The organism is Bdellovibrio bacteriovorus (assembly GCF_001592745.1).
GTDB lineage: Bacteria > Bdellovibrionota > Bdellovibrionia > Bdellovibrionales > Bdellovibrionaceae > Bdellovibrio > Bdellovibrio bacteriovorus_B.
In genome coordinates this window covers 1,938,590-1,955,785 of sequence record NZ_LUKD01000001.1, presented here as the reverse complement: position 1 = coordinate 1,955,785, position 17,196 = coordinate 1,938,590, and the positions used below count along the sequence as shown (strand labels likewise).

The window sequence follows — 17,196 nt, the reverse complement described above, 5'->3', positions numbered from 1 at the left end:
ACTACTCACAGATTCCAACGCAACGATGTCATTTGAAGAAAGAGAAAAAAGGGGAGTGAGAGTCGGAGAATCATATGCATCCTGCAATTGATTCTTAGAGTGTAGCTTCGGCTCGTGTTCACCAATCCTTGGTGCCTGCTGACCTATTGCTCCTGTTTCCTGCGAGAAACTTTTGACTCTTGACCTTCCATGGTTCGCGATCTCTTCCTCACCCTCCCCGCGTTTCAAACACGTCCATGTGTCTGAAACTATAAAATTAATTCTATTGCATAGTGTGTCATTTCGAAACACAAATTTCATAATACTTCGAGTTCCCCGTGCAAAGCTCCAGCTGACTTGATGGACTGAAGTATAGTTATCAGGTCCTTCGGCGAGACACCTAATTTGTTTAGTGCTTGCACGAGCTCCCCAACACTGACACCACTTTCTAAAACTGCCACTTTCTCATCTTTCGCATTCTTTCCCTCTCCGACTTTCACAGAGAGAGAACCGTGAGAAATTGCGACTTTAGAAATCTTCACTTTATCACCGATCACAATCGTGCCGGTTTTTTCATTCACAACAACACGTGCTTTCATGTCGGGATTGATCTCGATAGATTCAATCGTCGCCAACAATTCCACACCGCGATTTTCATAGGCAAATGGAGTGATGATATCAATCGTTCCGGAATCTTTCGCCGAAGCGTAGTGCCCACCCAACTCTTTATTGATCGTCAAAACAGAACGAGCGGCTGTTGTAAAATCCGGATTGATCAAAGTCAGGCGATACATTTTACGAGAAGCAAAATCCGCTGTCATGTCTCGTTCAATCGTCGCGCCATTCGGAATTCTTCCTGAAGTAAGGTGCTGATCTTTTCCATCACCACCGATGATGATGCTTCCTTGGGCCACGGCATAAACTTGTTCATTCGCCGCACGCAATGGAGCTTGCAACAAAGTACCACCTTGCAATGAAGACGCATCCCCAATCGCACTGACTGTCACATCAATCGGATTTCCCGCTTTACCGAATGCCGGCATTGTTCCGGTGATGATCACCGCCGCGACGTTCTTACTTGCGAACTCAGGTGAATCTAATTTCATTCCTAATTTATCAAGCATGCGCACCATGCTCTTACTCATGAATTCATTTTTACCGTCACCCGTTCCCTTAAGACCGACGACGATACCGTAACCCAAAAGTTGATTTTCACGCACACCACGAATGCTGGCGATGTCTTTTAAGCGCGCGGCGTTTGCCGCCTCAAAAGCCACCATCACAAAAAAGGCCGTTAATACGATAACGCTAAATAGTTTATTCATTGCGTGCGTTCCTTCTGATGCTGACGACATCATATTGCGGATCAAGAAGTTTATCAGAGACGATACCTTGATCATTGAAGTCTTCCGGACGGATCAAACCAGTCACGATGACCTTGTATTCACGTTTTCCGATCATAAAAGGCTGTTGCCCTTTGATGCGGTAATTTCCATCAGCCAATTTTTCGACAATACGAGTGGGAATGTTTTGCACATCCGCCAAGGCGTCCTTGTCGTCTTCTTTTTCTGCGGGTTTAGCCGCTTCGGGCTTTTTGGCCTCAGCTGAAGCCGGGGTACGAGAAGCATCCGTGCCATTTGCCGCCAAAGAGTTGTTCAGACTTTGTTGTTGCTGCTCTTCAAGCTGCTTCAAAAGTTTTTTGATCACTGAAACTTTTGTTTCCACTTGTTTCAAAGCAGGTCCGTCCAACTTCACATTTAAAAGATCACCTTCTCGACGCATTTTGTTTTGCGCAAACAGATAAGCACCTTGACCTTCCATCACCCAAGTCGAACCGGCACTGGCGCCCAAGTCCGATTCTTCCTCCATGCGATTTCGAGTCATGCGTTTGTATTGACGATCTGTCGGTACGCCCAAATTCTGAGTGTCAGAATAGCGAGGAGCGGTATGGATTTTTTCTAAAGGAGGATTTTCTTTAGGGCCATCCAATGAAGCCAAAAGATCATTCATCGTCGCACAACCTGTGAACAACGTAAGAGCCATCAACGAAGAAATAGTTACGAAGAAAGATTTAAGTCTCATTGCAACTTCACCACACCTTTTTCAATCACAACGCCTGAGAGAACTTTTTGATTATCCAAGTTTTTAACTTTAATGAGATCCCCAACAAAGCCGTTGTCTTCAGCCTGCATGTTGACGGAGATTTCAAATCCCTCATCACCTAGCAAGGCCTTTACAATCTGTCCCTTCTTAGCTGCCGGTTCACGTTTGAGATCGGTCGACCAGATAGCCGTACCGACGGGAAGAGATCTAGCTGCCAATTGTCCTTGGATATCAGCCAGGCGAAGTGCATTGTCTTTAGCAAACGTCACATCGGTCATAACCATGCGCACGTCTTCCTGTTGCACTCTCTCTCCTTGTAAGATCAAACGAGACGCAACCGGGGTTAATTGCGACACACGAATTGTTCCAGAAATCCATTTTAATTGGCGTTGATCGCCGTCGCGCAGTGGCAAAAGGAAGCCCCCTTTGCCTGTAAGCTGCGTAAAATCGAGATCCCATTGTTTTTGTGCGGGGGCGGGGGTGCTTTGAATACTGACTTTGTATTCGCATTCATTGCAGCGAACCTGAAGATGATTCAGAACTTTTCTTTGAATTTCTTCACGAGAAATGGGAGTGGAAGCAAACGCCACCGCCACTTGCGAAGGAATTTTATAAGCAGGATTTAAAGCACGAAGACCGGATTGACTTTTCATTGCTTCACGCACTTTCGTCAAAATTTCAGAAGACGGAAGTTTTTGTGACAACAATAACTCACGCGCGTCTTCGCGGATGACGACACTCTCCATAAAAGAAAGAAGCTCTGGCGTTCCATCCTTCACGGTTGCGATATCACTTAAACGCAAAAGCTCTCGCTGAGAAATCTCAACGCTGGCTGGAATAGTGATTTCAGGTCTTGCGAAAGACTGAACACTGAAAAGTAAAAGTGCCAAAGACAAAAACTTATTCATCAATTATCTCATGCTATTCACGGATTGAAGCATTTGATCAGAAGCTTGGATCACTTTTGAATTCGTCTCAAAAGCTCTTTGTGCTGTGATCATATTCACCATTTCTTCAGCGATATTGACGTTACTTGTTTCAAGCTGTCCTTGCGCCAAATAACCTGTTCCATTCATACCTGGGCGAGCCACCACCGGCTGACCGCTAGATGGACTTGGCATAAAAACGTTCTTACCTACAGCTTTAAGACCTGCAGGATTTACGAAGTTCACAAGATCAATTTGACCAATAGTTTGTGGAGCTGAGTTCAAACCTTGAATCACACGCACTTCACCGTTAGGGGCAATTTCAAGACCCGCGACATCAGGCGGAACTGTGATTTCAGGTTGAAGAAGATTCCCGTTTTTATCGACGACACGACCGTTAGGATCTTTTTGGAAAGCGCCGTCACGCGTGTAACCGATTTGACCATCTGGAGTTAGGATTTGAAAAAAACCAGAGCCTTCAATTTGAAGATCCAAAGGATTCTTTGTCACGGCCGCGCTGCCGTTTTCGAAATTCTTTTGAATGCCGGCGGTGCGAACACCCAAGCCGACTTGCACACCGTTCGGTGAATAGGCATTCATACCACTTTGTGCACCCGGCTCTTTTTGAGTTTGGTACATCAGATCTTCAAATTCAGCGCGCGATTTTTTAAAGCCATTCGTAGAGACGTTGGCGATGTTATTTGAAATGACGTCCATGTTTGTCTGCTGGGCCGCCATGCCTGTCGCTGCTGTATTTAAACTTTTAAGCATTAAAGAATCCTTCCATTAATTGCTTATTTAAAAATCAAATCCATGCAAACCAGTCATCCTGACTAGTTTGTTTTTCCCACCACGTTAACCATTTTATCTGCCATCTGATCGTAAGCCGTAATGGCTTTTTGAGTGCTCTCAAAAACACGATTGGTGGAAATCATGTCTGTCATCTCTTGAACAATATTGACGTTAGAAGCTTCTAAGAAGCCTTGTTTTAAGCTTGGATTGTTAACGTTCGTCATTTCCGGAGCCATATTCGGCTTAAAGGAATAAAGCGAACTTCCCATTTTCTGTAAAGAATCGGGATTATTCACGTTCACTAAAGAAACGCGTCCGATATTTTCAGTTCCTTCAAAGACATCACCATTATCATTAATAGAAAGCGGAAGGCCTGTGCCTTGAAGACGAATCACGCGCGAAGCAGGGTCGGCACCTGGCTCGCCCGCACGAAGAACAGGGAATCCTTCTTTAGTAACTAATTGACCGTTTCCATCCAAAGTGAAATTTCCAGCGCGAGTCAGGCGAACGCCACCCGGAGTTGCAATCTCGAAGAAACCTTTGCCATCGATCGCAACGTCCATCGGATTTCCGGTGTGTTTCAGACCGCCTTGAGAGAAGTCTGTGAAGGTGCCTTTGGCATCCACATAACTCTTATCGCCACCCTGCATATTATAGAAGCTTTCAATCGAAGCGACGTCGCGAGGGATTTGCGTTGTCTCCGGTGGCTTTTCATTTGCAGTTAGATATTCCTGGAAAAGCTGTTGATCGCGTTTGAAAGCGGGCGTGTTCACATTCGCCAAGTTATTGGCGATGGTATCTAGCTTTGTACTTTGTGCGATCGCTCCGCTAAGAGCTGTATAGACCCCTTTTACACCCATGAACACTCCTCCACACATTGTTGAGCAGCAAGGCGTGTGCCATGTTTTGACAGGACCGATCTTCGTCTAGGAAATGATTTCCACGCTAGACCTTCGTCGCAAAAGTTTTTCTTGGACTCAAGTTTTTTTGGATTTGACCGTGCATTGACCTTTGTCGATGGCATCGCAGTGTTGTCAGTTCTTTGTCGACAGTGTCAAAGAATCGGCTTCATAATGAACTTTATGAGCACGTGGGTCGCAGTCCTTTTATCTACTTTTATTATTCAATTTGCACAGGCGGAAACATCTGTGACTCCCGCTGCCCCTGCTCCGGCTTTGACTTTGAAAGAGAAGTTAAAAGCTCTCACCTCACGTTCCACTCATGTTCAGTCAGACAATCTGATTTTTGATTTGCCGGTGACTTACAATAAAAAAGTCAGCAAATGGGTTGCACATTACCAAGGCACTCGCGGAAGCAAGTGGTTTCGAGAATGGTTGCAACGCTCTTACAAGTACATGCCCTTCATTCAAGCCGAACTAAAAAAAGCCGGCTTGCCTTTGGATCTTGCATACATGGTGATGATCGAAAGTGGTTTTGCTCCGAACGCCATTAGTCACGCCGATGCTGTTGGCCCTTGGCAATTTATCGAAGCTACAGGAACACGTTACGGTTTAAGCAAAACCTGGTGGTTGGATGAGCGACGCGATCTGAAAAAGAGCACACTCGCGGCCATTCGTTATTTAAAAGATCTACATCAAGAGTTTGGTTCTTGGTATCTGGTCGCCGCCAGTTACAACATGGGCGAAAATGGGCTTCGCAACCGCATCAAGAAATATGGAACCAAAGATTACTGGACGCTCATAAAACTCAATGCCCTTCCGGTTGAGACTCAAGAGTACGTTCCCAAAATTTTGGCTGCTATGTTGATTGCCAAAGCACCCAACCTTTATGGCTTTCGCGACTTAGAAAAAATGGACCCGCTTGAGTATGAAGTCGTTCTTGTGCCGGGTGGCACAGACTTGGATGCATTAGCGGATCATTTGAGTGTCACAAGAAAATCATTAAAAGATTTGAACGCCGAACTCTATCTGGGGTACATTCCTCGTCAGGTCGAGAAACATTTTATCCGCGTGCCTAAAGGCGCGGGACAACTTGTTTCTTCTTACGTGCACCAGTTTAGTCGGAAAGTTGCATTGGAATGAAACCTCTGATTGTACAAAAATACGGCGGCGCCACCTTGGCAGATCCTGAAAAAATCAAGTCTGTCGCTGCGCGAGTCGCTTCTCAATCTAAAGAAAATTCCTTGATCGTTGTTGTTAGCGCCATGGGCAAGACAACAAATTCTTTGATCGATCTAGCAAACCAAGTTTCTGCTCATCCGCAACGTCGTGAAATGGATATGCTTCTGACAGTGGGTGAAAGAATCAGTATGTCGCTGATGAGTATGGCGCTGAATGATTTAGGCTGCCCCGCGATCAGCTTTACGGGAAGTCAGGCGGGAATCTTTACGGATGACTCTCACGTGAACGCTTTCATCAAAGATGTGAAACCAATGCGCGTGGAAGAATCCTTGAAAACAGATAAGGTTGTTATCTTAGCCGGTTTTCAAGGCGTGTCTCCGGTGACAAAAGAAATTACGACATTGGGTCGCGGTGGATCCGACACTTCGGCCGTGGCAATGGCGGCGGCTTTCAATGCGGAACGCTGTGAAATCCTAAAAGATGTTCCCGCGGTGTTTACGGCGGACCCAAATGTCGTTAAAGCGGCAAAGCCCATTCAAGAGCTTAGCTATGATCAATTGATGGATATGACTTTCTGGGGCGCCAAAGTTCTGCACTACCGTTCGGTAGAGCTTGCGAAACTTCGCGATGTGACTTTGTATATCGGCCCTGCTTCTAATAAAACTTCTGACGGAACACTCGTTAAAAAAGGATTGAATATGTTTGAATCCTGCAAAGCTCTTTCTTTAAACTCTCATGAAACAGTTGTTGGAATTTTAAGTAAGGAAAAAAATCCGGCGAAAGCCCTTAAAGACCTTCAAGTTCTTTTTGATGAAAAGCAGATTCCGTTCCCTCAGCTTCTGCACTACGAAATGAATCTAGATAAAACAGAAATGTTGCTAACAGGCCCTTCTGAAATCATCTCTGCCATTAAGAAAGAACTTCAGAATCACGCTCAGTTCACGCTTCTGCCCACAGATTTTTCCACAGTGACTTTGACGTGCACGGGAGCAACATCGCCTGAGATCACGCAAAAAGTTTTAAATGCTTTATCAGATAAAAAATTAGAAACGCGCAAATTGATGATGAGCGCGATGAGTGTCACGGTTCTGGTCGACGCTCCTTTAAGAAAGCAAGTAATTGAAAGCTTGCATCAGCTTATCTAAACGAATCATACAGACAAAATAAAAAAGGGAAGATGACTCTTCCCTTTTTTTATTTGTTCAGATTTTTTCCTAAGGCAATAAGGAAGGCACCATCACCTTGTAACGGTTTTGGATTTTCATCCAAATATTTGAATGCGGTCCCGTGATCCCGTCTGGGCCCGCAGTACCTGCAACTCCGCGCAGTCTTGGGTCAAACTGACCGCCCGGAAGAAACTTTCTTAAGTCAGGTCCATTGGCCCCTGGGACACCCGAACCTGGCGCACCAGGAATTCCGCCAGGCCCACCTTCGCCAGAGCCGCCGCCACCTGCATACGAACGACCACCACCGCCGCCGCCGTAAAATCCACCATTCACGTTGGCACCGTCTTCACTCGCGGCGCCACCGCCTCCAGCAGATCCGTAAGAGCCACCGCCAGAGCCACTACCTCCACCTAAGGAGCCACCACCGCCACCTTGAGAACCGTCAATAGCTTGACCGGCACCGCCAGATGGAAGTTGACCGTGTTCAATTGGCGGAGTGGAACCTAAATCACCGCCGAAAGAATCTTCACCGGCTTTGGCCCCCACACGAGAAGAGGAGTCAATCATCGAAGCCACGGAGCCTCCGTCACCCGCTTTTTGCGCGCTCACGCAAGCTGGATCCATGGGATTTTTCTGGCAGATACAAACTTTATTCGTCGTCGCGATTGTTGGATTTGTACAATCCACGGCTTGCTGAGCTACGCAACTTGGATAAGTAGGGTTTGCGGCACAGAATTCTGGTGTTGGTTTTTCTTCTCCCGAAGTTAAAGCGGCACACTGTGAGGCATTTGCTGAAGTTGTACCAAAATTTGAAATGGCTTGGTTGGCTTCGTTCACTTTGTTTTCAAAACTATCACAGCGTTTTAATTCAGTGTCCGCTTGAGAAGCTAACTGCACTGCCAAAGCCGCATTGCCCGCGCTTAAGCAAGTCGCCTGTTGTTGCGCGTAAGTTTTCGCGGCTCCACAAGCTGATTTACAGCTTCCGATAGAGTTACTGCATGTCAAACGATAAGCCGCCACTGCGGCATTGGCTGCTTGAGATAAAGACGCCATTTTTGAACAAGCCGCTTGAATGCTTGCCGAAGTTTGTTGCCCCATAAGCAATGCCAACTGTGAAGCCGTGTTTGTGACTTCGGCCATGCCCGAGTCATTTTTTTCATCGCAAGTGTAAGAAGTATCTTCGATCTGCGAAGTGCAAGCCTGCATCAATTGTTGGAATTGTTGGTTGCACGTCGGAGCATTGTTCCCGTTGGTACGATTTCCTTCGGGAGCACGGCACGAATAGCTCGTACGTTCGCTGTTATCGGCATTACAGACATTGGGAGACTGACAGGTTCTGCGGCACTCAGCCAATGCCTGGGATGAATTTCCAGAAGTGTTATCGGTAGCCGCAAAGTTGGGGATCGGCTTACAAGTCTCAGTTAATTTTCCAACGAGATTATTTTTGCGTTCGCAGTAATGGTCATCTCGACAGGTCATCGACCCGCAGGCTTCTCCGGCCAATGAAGGTGAAGCACTTAATAAAAGTGAGGAGAAACAGAAAACGGCGGCAAAAAACTTCATTCCCATAGATCCATTTATCGGATCTCGGGATCGACAACTTTACAAAAGTATAAACTATCTCAATTCAAAACGTCTCAATATGGTAACAACGAAGGGCTGACCACCTTATATCTGTTTTGGATCTTATGCCAAATATTCGAATGGGGTCCCGTGATACCATCAGGGCCCGAAGCTCCCGCAATGCCACGCATGCGCGGGTCAAATTTTCCACCTGGTAAAAACTGGCGTAGGTCAGGACCATTTTTTCCAGCGGCACCACCGGCACCCGCGGCCGTCGGTTGACGAACTCCAGGTTGACCATCGCCACCGCTACCGCCACCGAGTCCGCTTCCGCCACCACCACCACCGTAGTAGCCACCATTCACGTTCGCTGAGTTTTCGTCACGGGCAGCATTGCCTTCGCCCTCTAATCCGGCTGCATAACCACCACCACTGCCGCTACTTCCACCTCCCAAGCTGGTACCGCCTCCACCTTGAGCTCCATCAACAGCATCGCCGTAACCACCCGAAGGAAGTTGGCCGTGCTCAATACCAGGCAATCCCGGAAGATCTCCTCCTAAATCGTCGCCTTTATTGGCCGCCAAACGACTGGATGAATCGATCAGATTGCCTACTTGAGAATTATCTGCTGTCTTTTGTTGGGAAAAACACGCAGGATCTAATGGATTTTTCGTACAGATACAAACTTTATTGGATGAAGCCAGTTCAGGCTTTGTACAATCCACTGGAGCTGAAGGGTTACACCCCGGATAGTTCGGAGTGGATTTACAGAAATCAGGTGTCGTCGATGTTTCCCCTTTATTCTGCTCTCCACACTGAGTGGCATTCGCTGACGTCGCTCCATAATTCTGAATCGCCTGTTGGGCCTCGTTCATTTTACTTTCAAAGTTATCACACTTATCACGGCGTGACTGGGCCTGAGAAAGCGCGTTCACCGCACTTAACTGTGTCGCCGAGTTGGTTGGAAAACAATTTGGATTCGCCTTCACATAGTCTACGGCCGAATCGCACGTGGATCGACACGTCTTCATAGACTCACTACAAGTAAGACGATAAGCCGCCAATGCGCCACTCGCCGCTTGTGAAAGATCACCCATTCTGGAGCACGCTGCTTGAACACTCGCGGAAGTTTGCTGACCCATTAGCAAAGCCAATTGAGAAGCAGTGCTGGCGACGTTATTCATCCCCGAGTCATTCTTTTCATCGCAAGTGTAAGACGTATCGTCGATCTGCGTGTTACATTGCTGCAGCAAACTTTCGTACTGCGCATAACACTGACCTTGTTGATTTTGGTTTTGATTCTGATTTCGGTTTTGATTATTTCCGTTGTTTTGATTCGGATTTTCTTGTCTTGTCTGCGAACTTGTTGGCGTCGATGAACTTGGTGGACGTCCGCAATAACCTTCATTCTGTGTTTGAACTATACAGTTGTCCCAAGCCTTGCTGCCTGCCGTAAATCGCATTGCACAGTAATCTGCACAACCCAAAAACGGATCTGCCGCTTGCGCTTGCGAAAAGGATATCGCTACCATGAAGATTATCCAGATATACCAAGTCCCCATGGTTTCATTATCGGTCCACACTTCTGTAATATAAAGAGAAGTTCGCAAGTTTTAATCGGCATTTCCCTCGACACGCAATAAACAGCTTTATATGATTCTAGTTGTTTCAACATGAGAACACATGACAGAATAGTAATTCAAAATTTCAGTTAAGGAGTGGTCAATGGAAAAGACATTACATTCATTCACCGTGAAAGCAGCCGATGGTTCTGACGTCTCTTTAGATAAGTACAAAGGGCAAGTGGTGCTCGTTGTGAATGTCGCCAGCAAATGCGGATTCACTCCTCAGTACGAGGGCCTTGAAGCCTTGTACGAAAAATTCAAGGATCAAGGTTTCATAGTTCTGGGATTTCCTTGCAACCAATTTGGTTCGCAAGAGCCTGGCAGCAATGCCGACATTCAGCAGTTCTGCAGTCTTACTTACAACGTCAAGTTTCCAGTGATGGCCAAAGTGGACGTCAACGGCGACAGCGCAGATCCCGTCTACAAATGGATCAAAGAGGCCGCCCCTGGCTTGCTAGGCACGGAAATGATTAAATGGAACTTTACGAAGTTCTTAGTAGGTAAAGATGGAAAAGTCATCAAACGCTACCCGCCTCAAGAAGAACCAAAGAATCTGACAGCGGATGTTCAATCCGCGATAAAATAATTTCTTAAGTGTCGCTCAAGGTCCTCTGTCATATCTTTTGACAGAGGATGCCACCCCTTTGAAAACCTATTCCTTCTGCAAAGGCACCTCCGTTGCACCTCTTGTCCCTATTGAGGTGTTCCATGAAATGCTCCGCTCTTCGCGCGATTTTCACATTGTGTCTCATTTTGGGAAATACAACGGCCCGAGCGGAATTTGAAGTCCGCAAAGAGAAGTTCGATAATGGAGTGGTCTCTAAAGAATATTATTTCAAAGATAAACAGCTTGTTGAAGAACGACACTTCGATATTTCCGGAAGATTCTCGGGCTGGTCCCGTTACAGCTATCTTGAAAATGGTCACACCGTTCGCATCAATCTTTCGGTTGAAAAAGAAGACTATGGACAGATCACTTCTAAGCAAGAGCTTTCAAATTTAGATTCTAAAAACCGCGAGACAGAATCATCCATTCTATTTCGCAAGTGGATTTATAGCGATGAAGCTCCTCGGAAGCTTCTGTTCATTGAGCGTTATGAAACTCAAGCCCCTTTTCGGGTGAATGGCAAAGATTATGAAAATGAAAAAGGCGAGCTTCTTTCTTCTATCACCTTTTCGTATGCCTCTAACGACCGTCATGAAAAACCAACGGGTTTTATAGAAGTCACGCCCGATGGAAAAGTAAAAACACGTTTCTCAATGTATGAACCCTATGACCTTGTTCAACGTTTACGCTCTTTAGGGAAGTCTGAAGAAGAAATTCGACTTCACAAACGTCATCGCGAAAATCCCAATAAATTTTTAATTGGAATCATCGATTCAGGTTTTGATTACAATCATGAAGCGCTGGTGACAAAATGGTGGAATAATCCTGACGATCCTATGGATGGCAAGGACAATGACGGTAATGGCTGGGTGGATGACAACTTTGGCTGGGAACAAGTCAAAAACGTCGGACTTCCCACCGAGTCTTCGACAGCTTTTCAACGCGATGATCGTCCCCTTTCGCATGGAACCCATGTGGCTCATATCGCAATCGGCGATCTGATGAATGCAGCTCTTGTGGGCTTTGCAGGCGACTACACGCAAGCAAGCTACATCGATAAAATTTCTGCCTTTATTAAAAAGCACAAAATTCGAATCGTGAATTTAAGCATTGGATTTCCACCGGACACTAAAGACCTCTTGGGACTTCGCGATGGAATCAAAGCTTATCGCCGTATGATTGATGAAAATCCAGAAACACTCTTTGTGGTCGCCGCAGGAAATGAATCCCTGAATATCGACGACAGAAAGAACCGCCAATACCCAGCCAGCTTTGAACAGCCGAATGTATTGAAGGTCGGCGCCTTAGACGCGCCCGATTTTAGCAAGGTCACTCCGGCAAATGCAAAGATCGCGGAATTCAGCAACTATGGACACAAAACGGTAGATATCCTTGCCCCAGGAACAAAGGTCGTTGCTGCCAGCATCGGCGGAGGATTGATTTCCCACAGCGGAACTTCGATGGCGACACCTTTCATGGTTCATGAAGCCGCCAAGGTATGGATGGAGCTTCCGCATTTGACCGCCGTACAAATACGTCAGCTCTTTATTGAGACAGCGCAAGTGATGACTCCCGAAGCACCCGTCCTATCAAAAGGATATGCAGATACGAAAGCGGCCCTGTTAAAAGGACGTATTGATTTTCTTAAAAAATCCCCTGCACGCGAAGAAGGCCCTAACTGCTGGAACTCGTCGACTCTTTTAGCCGGTCTTTCTCAAGGTGTGCATCACACCTTCGGCAGTGAATTCGCTTTTCTTATTGAGTCTCCTTTGTGCAAACCCGTAACCTTTGATCAACTCGAGGCTGGCGACATCGTCGCTTTTCGAAGAGTGGATCAAAAAGGCCGTCTTCTTCCCGCGGCCTTCTTATCTGAGGTTCATGGATACACGTATCTGAAAGAGAAAAAAGGTTTTACTAAGAACGGCGTTATGCCAACTGCCACATATCAAGAGCAAACAACGGAAGAAATTTTAAACTTTTATCGCTCGTCAGAAGGACGCAATTGCAAGATCAACGGTCTTGACCGCAAAGACTGCATTCTTAAAGAATTTGCCTATCGTTGCACCGACATTGAAACATATATGAGCACTCAAGGTGGTTTAAATATCTTTGAGAAAGACGTCTTATTGCGCCTATCTTCACTTGAGAAGCACCTACAGGCTTATTATCTCCACGGACAAGAAATTAAGTTCGACAAGGACTCAATGCTTAAAAAAATTCAAAGTGATATCACCGTTCTAAAGTCTCAAGGCTCTAAAGAGTTCGTCACCGACTACTTCGAAATGCGTGCTCACTCATTGGATTACATTCTTAAAAAGTAGAGTACACCCTTTTAATTTGGCATAAACACGTCATTGAACAATCATTCTGGTTTTTATTGCTCCGGCAAAGGAAACTAGAATGAACGTACAAGTCCCTGACTATGTTATTGATTGCAGAAACTTCGTCTCTGGCAAACTCCAAAAAGCCTCTGGCTTTAAAAGTGAAATCGTCAGCCCCTACAACGGGCGCAAAATTGGCGAGTTCCACCATTCTAATTTAGAAGATGTCGAAATTGCGGTGAAAGCCGCCGCAAAAGCACAAAAAGAATGGGCCGACGTTCCGATGAAGGAACGCACGAAGGTGATGTTTAATCTTAGGCAGATTCTTCTTCGCGACCTTGATGAAATCGCCCATTTAAAAAGCGCCGAATCCGGAAAAAGCTTCGCTGAAGGAAAAGCCGGCCTGCTAAAAGGAGTCGAAGTTTTAGAATTCGCCATCGCTTTGCAAAATATGGATTTAGGAGGCAAGACCGAAGTTTCTCGCGGTGTCACTTGTGAGTACCGCCGCGAGCCTTTAGGGGTTGTTGCCAGCATAACACCTTTTAACTTCCCGGCCATGGTTCCACTGTGGACGATGCCCATTGCCCTGACACTTGGAAATGCTTACGTTTGGAAACCTTCTGAAAAAACTCCACTCACTTCTTTGAAAATTGCGGAAGCCTTTCACGAAGCCGGTCTGCCAGCGGGCCTTCTACAAGTACTTCAAGGCGGAAAAGAAACCGTCGAAGCTATTATCGATCACCCTTTGGTGAAAGCCGTTGCCTTTGTTGGCTCTACGAAAATTGCTCAACAAGTTTACGAGCGCGGGACTCGTCAAGGTAAACGAGTGCTTGCTTTAGGTGGCGCAAAAAATCACATCGTGCTTTTACCCGATGCCAATCCGGAGCTTTCTGGTTTGGGTATCAGTGATTCTTTCACGGGATGCGCTGGACAGCGCTGCATGGCCGCGGCCGTCCTTTTGGCCGTCGGTGACGTTGATAAACACATTCAAAAAATTATTGAAAGAGCCAAGTCATTAGAGCTGGGAAAAGACATGGGCGCGATTATCACTCGGGGCCAAGTGGATTTTCTTAATAAAGCTATCGCTAAAGCAGAATACGAGGGTGCCAAGATTCTTTTAGATGGAAGAAAAGCGCGCCCGCCTTTAGGTTACGAAGGCGGTCACTGGATCGGCCCGACAATCATCGACCACGTATCACCCCAAAGTGAAATCGCCAAGATTGAACTTTTCGGACCTGTCTTAAGCATCATCCGCTGCAAAGATATTTCCGAAGCCATGAAAATTGAAAACAGCGTCGAGTACGGCAATGCCTGTTCGGTCTTTACCTCGAATGGCAACCTGGCCGAAAAAGTCGTGCGCATGGCTTCCACGGGCATGGTCGGCGTCAACGTCGGTGTCCCCGTTCCACGCGAACCATTTTCATTTGGCGGTGTGAACGCCTCTAAATTTGGACATGGCGATATCACCGGTCACCACTCTTTGGATTTTTGGTCCAACATCAAAAAAGTCACAGTGAAATGGGAAAAACAGGAGGACACCACATGGATGTCATAGCAGGGACTGATATGAAAAGATCTTCGCACGTTATTCTGACGTCACATTCCAGTCAGATATTCCGAGGAAGCCCACCCATCAAGTGGGGCGCTTCTTCACCAGCAGAGCGCGGTCCCGTGATTGCCTCGTTAACCGACCCTAAAAAGCGCAACGCCATCGGCACCCACAGTGGTAGCTACACGGTGTACCGAGCTCTTTCGATAGCGAAAGGAAGATACTCGACTTTGCATAAGCCAGATCTGCACAACACGGAAAGTCCCGTGAAGATCGGGCCGTATGCTTCTTGGTATGATTCGAAAAAAATTGTTTCGATCGACCCATGGGGGTTCGATGTTCCTCACCATTTCAAAGATTACTTTGAAGAGGGCTACGATATTCGTCCAACAGTAGCAGTGACTCAGGCTCACTTACAAATTCCCGAAATCAATGAAGCCATCGCTGCGGGACGCCTGCACATTGACGGCAAGATCATCACGAAAAACAAAGATATTAAAATTACGAAGGTTGCTTTCGAACCGGTTTGGTATTTACCGGGAATTGCGCACCGTTTGGGTGTTGAAGAAGGTGCATTACGAAAGATTCTTTTCCAGGAAACGGGAGGCATGTTCCCGGAACTGGTTACAAGACCTGATCTAAAGGTGATGTTGCCACCTATTGGAAACACCACAGTTTATATTTTTGGCAATCCACAGGATTTAGCGAAGCCGGAAGTCGAGCTCACATGCCGTGTTCACGATGAGTGTAACGGATCCGACGTCTTTGGATCAGACATCTGCACATGCCGCCCCTACCTGATTTACGGCATTGAGGATGCTGCACGCACCGCTCAAAAAGGAGGCGTCGGAATTATCGCCTACTATCGCAAAGAGGGTCGCGCCTTAGGCGAAGTCACCAAGTTCTTAGTCTACAACGCCCGCAAACGTCAGCAAGGCGGCGATTCCGCAGCAACATACTTCCATCGCACCGAGTGTGTTGCAGGAGTTGAAGATGCACGTTTCCAAGAGTTGATGCCAGACATCCTGCATTTCTTCGGAATTACAAAGATTCACAATCTGCATTCAATGAGTAACATGAAATACGATGCCATCGTAAAAAGCGGGATTGAAGTTATCAATCGAGTCTGCATTCCTCCCCACCTGATTCCTCCAGATGCGCAGGTTGAGATCGAAGCCAAAAAAGCCAAAGGTTACTTCACCGCCGAAGCCAGCAAATCTGCTGAAGAACTTAAAACAGTGATCGGGAGACCCATCGATGAATAGCCATACATATACAGAAAAGGACTTGGATTTTCTTTTATCGCCGTCTGCCATCAGAGACAGTGCCGAAAAAATTTTGAAGCTGACCGAAGAAGGAAAAACCCATTTCAATTATCATCCAGAAAAGATGAATGCCGTCGTGAATTACGTTGTCGAGGTGATTCGCGATAAGTACCCGACATTAGATATTCCTTTTCATTCACGATGGAGCCATTTCCGTGCCGGCCAAGTGGACCGGGTTAAAATTCTTGAAGCCAAACTTTCCGAAAAGGATGCTTTAGAAATTGCGCGCACAAAGCTAGATCTGGTGATCACGTCAGTTTTGCTCGATGCAGGAGCCGGCGAATCTTGGGTGTATGAAGAAAGACTGACGGGCAAAAAAATCTCTCGTTCAGAGGGGCTGGCGGTAGCTAGCTTTTATCTTTTTATACAAGGACATCTTTCCAGCCATCGCACTAATCCTCTGCAAGTAGACTCATTGGCATTACGAAGTCTTCCTGAAAAGACACTGCGATCGGCCTTTCAAGTGCGCCCGGACAATCCTCTCGTAGGAGTAGAAGGCCGACTGGCTCTATTAAAAAACCTGGGTGAAGTTTTGGCGCGCAAAAAGGAATTGTTCAGGGGTGAGCGACCTGGAGGTTTAGTAGACTATCTTCTTACTCGCTATGGTTACACTTTAACAGGAACCCAAGTTCTGCGCGCGGTCTTGGATGGTTTCGGCGATATCTGGCCCGGACGAGTGAAGGTGGGAGCCACCAATCTAGGTGATATCTGGTCTTACGATAAAATCCCCGGAGGACTTGCGGCTTTTCATAAACTTTCACAATGGATGAGTTACTCCCTCATGGAGCCTTTGATGGAGGCGGGTTTTGAAATCACTGGCATCGAAAAGCTAACGGGACTTGCTGAATACCGTAACGGCGGACTGCTCTTGGATTTGGGTCTGATCTCTTTAAAACAAAATGAATTACAACAACGCCCACACCGTCCCGACTCGGATCTGGTTATTGAGTGGCGAGGGTTAACAATTTCCCTTTTGGATAGAATCGGCGCCGAAGTTCGTAAAAAATTAAATAAATCTGATGAAGATTTCCCCTTAGCCAAAGTTCTTGAAGGGGGCACCTGGTGGGCGGGTCGCAAAGCCGCAGGATCCCTTCGAAAAGACAGTTCGCCTCCATTAAAAATTGAGAGCGACGGAACCGTATTTTAACTGGAGTTAATT

At 46.5% G+C, this 17,196-nt stretch carries 14 protein-coding genes; 7 read left to right on the top strand and 7 right to left on the bottom strand.

What is annotated here, in order from left to right:
- Positions 1-296 precede the first annotated feature (296 nt).
- The 5 genes from AZI87_RS09355 to flgF all read right to left on the bottom strand — a co-directional run bounded on the left by AZI87_RS09355 (position 297) and on the right by flgF (position 4,660).
- On the bottom strand, positions 297-1,304 hold the full coding sequence (locus tag AZI87_RS09355) for a flagellar basal body P-ring protein FlgI (protein ID WP_063206273.1): 1,008 nt from the start codon (positions 1,302-1,304) through the stop codon (positions 297-299).
- Positions 1,297-2,061 carry a flagellar basal body L-ring protein FlgH gene (locus tag AZI87_RS09350; protein WP_063206272.1) on the bottom strand — a complete coding sequence of 255 codons (765 nt, stop codon included), beginning with the start codon at positions 2,059-2,061 and terminating at the stop codon, positions 1,297-1,299. The genes AZI87_RS09355 and AZI87_RS09350 overlap by 8 nt, the downstream gene beginning before the upstream one ends.
- Positions 2,058-2,990, bottom strand: coding sequence for a flagellar basal body P-ring formation chaperone FlgA (gene flgA / locus AZI87_RS09345; RefSeq protein ID WP_063206271.1), 933 nt, complete (start codon positions 2,988-2,990; stop codon positions 2,058-2,060). The genes AZI87_RS09350 and flgA overlap by 4 nt, the downstream gene beginning before the upstream one ends.
- A 3-nt stretch (positions 2,991-2,993) precedes the next feature.
- Positions 2,994-3,779, bottom strand: a complete 786-nt coding sequence (gene flgG / locus AZI87_RS09340; RefSeq protein WP_063206270.1) for a flagellar basal-body rod protein FlgG — start codon at positions 3,777-3,779, stop codon at positions 2,994-2,996.
- A gap of 62 nt (positions 3,780-3,841) precedes the next feature.
- Positions 3,842-4,660: a flagellar basal-body rod protein FlgF gene (flgF, locus tag AZI87_RS09335; RefSeq protein WP_063206269.1), complete on the bottom strand. Its 819-nt coding sequence runs from the start codon at positions 4,658-4,660 to the stop codon at positions 3,842-3,844.
- A 222-nt stretch (positions 4,661-4,882) separates the two neighbouring features.
- Here flgF and AZI87_RS09330 point away from each other — a divergent pair, with 222 nt between their 5' ends.
- Both AZI87_RS09330 and AZI87_RS09325 read left to right on the top strand, forming a co-directional pair.
- The gene (locus AZI87_RS09330) at positions 4,883-5,842 is read left to right on the top strand and encodes a lytic transglycosylase domain-containing protein (protein WP_063206649.1); all 960 of its coding nucleotides are present in this window, start codon (positions 4,883-4,885) and stop codon (positions 5,840-5,842) included.
- Positions 5,839-7,026 (top strand): aspartate kinase, encoded by a 1,188-nt coding sequence (locus AZI87_RS09325; RefSeq protein ID WP_063206268.1) that lies wholly within the window; start codon positions 5,839-5,841, stop codon positions 7,024-7,026. Before AZI87_RS09330 ends, AZI87_RS09325 begins: the two co-directional genes overlap by 4 nt.
- Positions 7,027-7,095: 69 nt before the next feature.
- Here AZI87_RS09325 and AZI87_RS18365 read toward each other — a convergent pair whose 3' ends face one another.
- Complete coding sequence (locus AZI87_RS18365; protein WP_155722524.1) at positions 7,096-8,616, bottom strand: hypothetical protein; 1,521 nt, start codon at positions 8,614-8,616, stop codon at positions 7,096-7,098.
- 68 nt (positions 8,617-8,684) lie between these two features.
- Positions 8,685-10,142 (bottom strand): hypothetical protein, encoded by a 1,458-nt coding sequence (locus tag AZI87_RS09315; RefSeq protein ID WP_253696706.1) that lies wholly within the window; start codon positions 10,140-10,142, stop codon positions 8,685-8,687.
- Positions 10,143-10,335: 193 nt separating this feature from the next.
- Between AZI87_RS09315 and AZI87_RS09310 the strand changes: the two genes are divergently transcribed.
- The 5 genes from AZI87_RS09310 (at position 10,336) to AZI87_RS09290 (ending at position 17,184) form a co-directional block, all read left to right on the top strand.
- Entirely contained in the window at positions 10,336-10,821 is a 486-nt protein-coding gene (locus AZI87_RS09310) for a glutathione peroxidase (protein ID WP_063206267.1), read from the top strand.
- A 122-nt stretch (positions 10,822-10,943) separates the two neighbouring features.
- Positions 10,944-13,163 (top strand): S8 family serine peptidase, encoded by a 2,220-nt coding sequence (locus tag AZI87_RS09305; protein ID WP_063206266.1) that lies wholly within the window; start codon positions 10,944-10,946, stop codon positions 13,161-13,163.
- Between the two features lie 79 nt (positions 13,164-13,242).
- Positions 13,243-14,718, top strand: a complete 1,476-nt coding sequence (gene mmsA / locus AZI87_RS09300; RefSeq protein WP_063206265.1) for a CoA-acylating methylmalonate-semialdehyde dehydrogenase — start codon at positions 13,243-13,245, stop codon at positions 14,716-14,718.
- Positions 14,719-14,729: 11 nt separating this feature from the next.
- Positions 14,730-15,977, top strand: a complete 1,248-nt coding sequence (locus AZI87_RS09295; RefSeq protein WP_063206646.1) for a GTP cyclohydrolase II — start codon at positions 14,730-14,732, stop codon at positions 15,975-15,977.
- Positions 15,970-17,184 carry a DUF1688 family protein gene (locus AZI87_RS09290; protein WP_063206264.1) on the top strand — a complete coding sequence of 405 codons (1,215 nt, stop codon included), beginning with the start codon at positions 15,970-15,972 and terminating at the stop codon, positions 17,182-17,184. Before AZI87_RS09295 ends, AZI87_RS09290 begins: the two co-directional genes overlap by 8 nt.
- Positions 17,185-17,196 lie beyond the last annotated feature (12 nt).

What these genes read in the sequence shown, in the direction of transcription:
- AZI87_RS09355 (WP_063206273.1), bottom strand. Translation starts at nt 1,304, where the DNA reads ATGAATAAACTATTTAGCGTTATCGTATTAACGGCCTTTTTTGTGATG.
- AZI87_RS09350 (WP_063206272.1), bottom strand. Translation starts at nt 2,061, where the DNA reads ATGAGACTTAAATCTTTCTTCGTAACTATTTCTTCGTTGATGGCTCTT.
- flgA (WP_063206271.1), bottom strand. Translation starts at nt 2,990, where the DNA reads ATGAATAAGTTTTTGTCTTTGGCACTTTTACTTTTCAGTGTTCAGTCT.
- flgG (WP_063206270.1), bottom strand. Translation starts at nt 3,779, where the DNA reads ATGCTTAAAAGTTTAAATACAGCAGCGACAGGCATGGCGGCCCAGCAG.
- flgF (WP_063206269.1), bottom strand. Translation starts at nt 4,660, where the DNA reads ATGGGTGTAAAAGGGGTCTATACAGCTCTTAGCGGAGCGATCGCACAA.
- AZI87_RS09330 (WP_063206649.1), top strand. Translation starts at nt 4,883, where the DNA reads ATGAGCACGTGGGTCGCAGTCCTTTTATCTACTTTTATTATTCAATTT.
- AZI87_RS09325 (WP_063206268.1), top strand. Translation starts at nt 5,839, where the DNA reads ATGAAACCTCTGATTGTACAAAAATACGGCGGCGCCACCTTGGCAGAT.
- AZI87_RS18365 (WP_155722524.1), bottom strand. Translation starts at nt 8,616, where the DNA reads ATGGGAATGAAGTTTTTTGCCGCCGTTTTCTGTTTCTCCTCACTTTTA.
- AZI87_RS09315 (WP_253696706.1), bottom strand. Translation starts at nt 10,142, where the DNA reads ATGGTAGCGATATCCTTTTCGCAAGCGCAAGCGGCAGATCCGTTTTTG.
- AZI87_RS09310 (WP_063206267.1), top strand. Translation starts at nt 10,336, where the DNA reads ATGGAAAAGACATTACATTCATTCACCGTGAAAGCAGCCGATGGTTCT.
- AZI87_RS09305 (WP_063206266.1), top strand. Translation starts at nt 10,944, where the DNA reads ATGAAATGCTCCGCTCTTCGCGCGATTTTCACATTGTGTCTCATTTTG.
- mmsA (WP_063206265.1), top strand. Translation starts at nt 13,243, where the DNA reads ATGAACGTACAAGTCCCTGACTATGTTATTGATTGCAGAAACTTCGTC.
- AZI87_RS09295 (WP_063206646.1), top strand. Translation starts at nt 14,730, where the DNA reads ATGAAAAGATCTTCGCACGTTATTCTGACGTCACATTCCAGTCAGATA.
- AZI87_RS09290 (WP_063206264.1), top strand. Translation starts at nt 15,970, where the DNA reads ATGAATAGCCATACATATACAGAAAAGGACTTGGATTTTCTTTTATCG.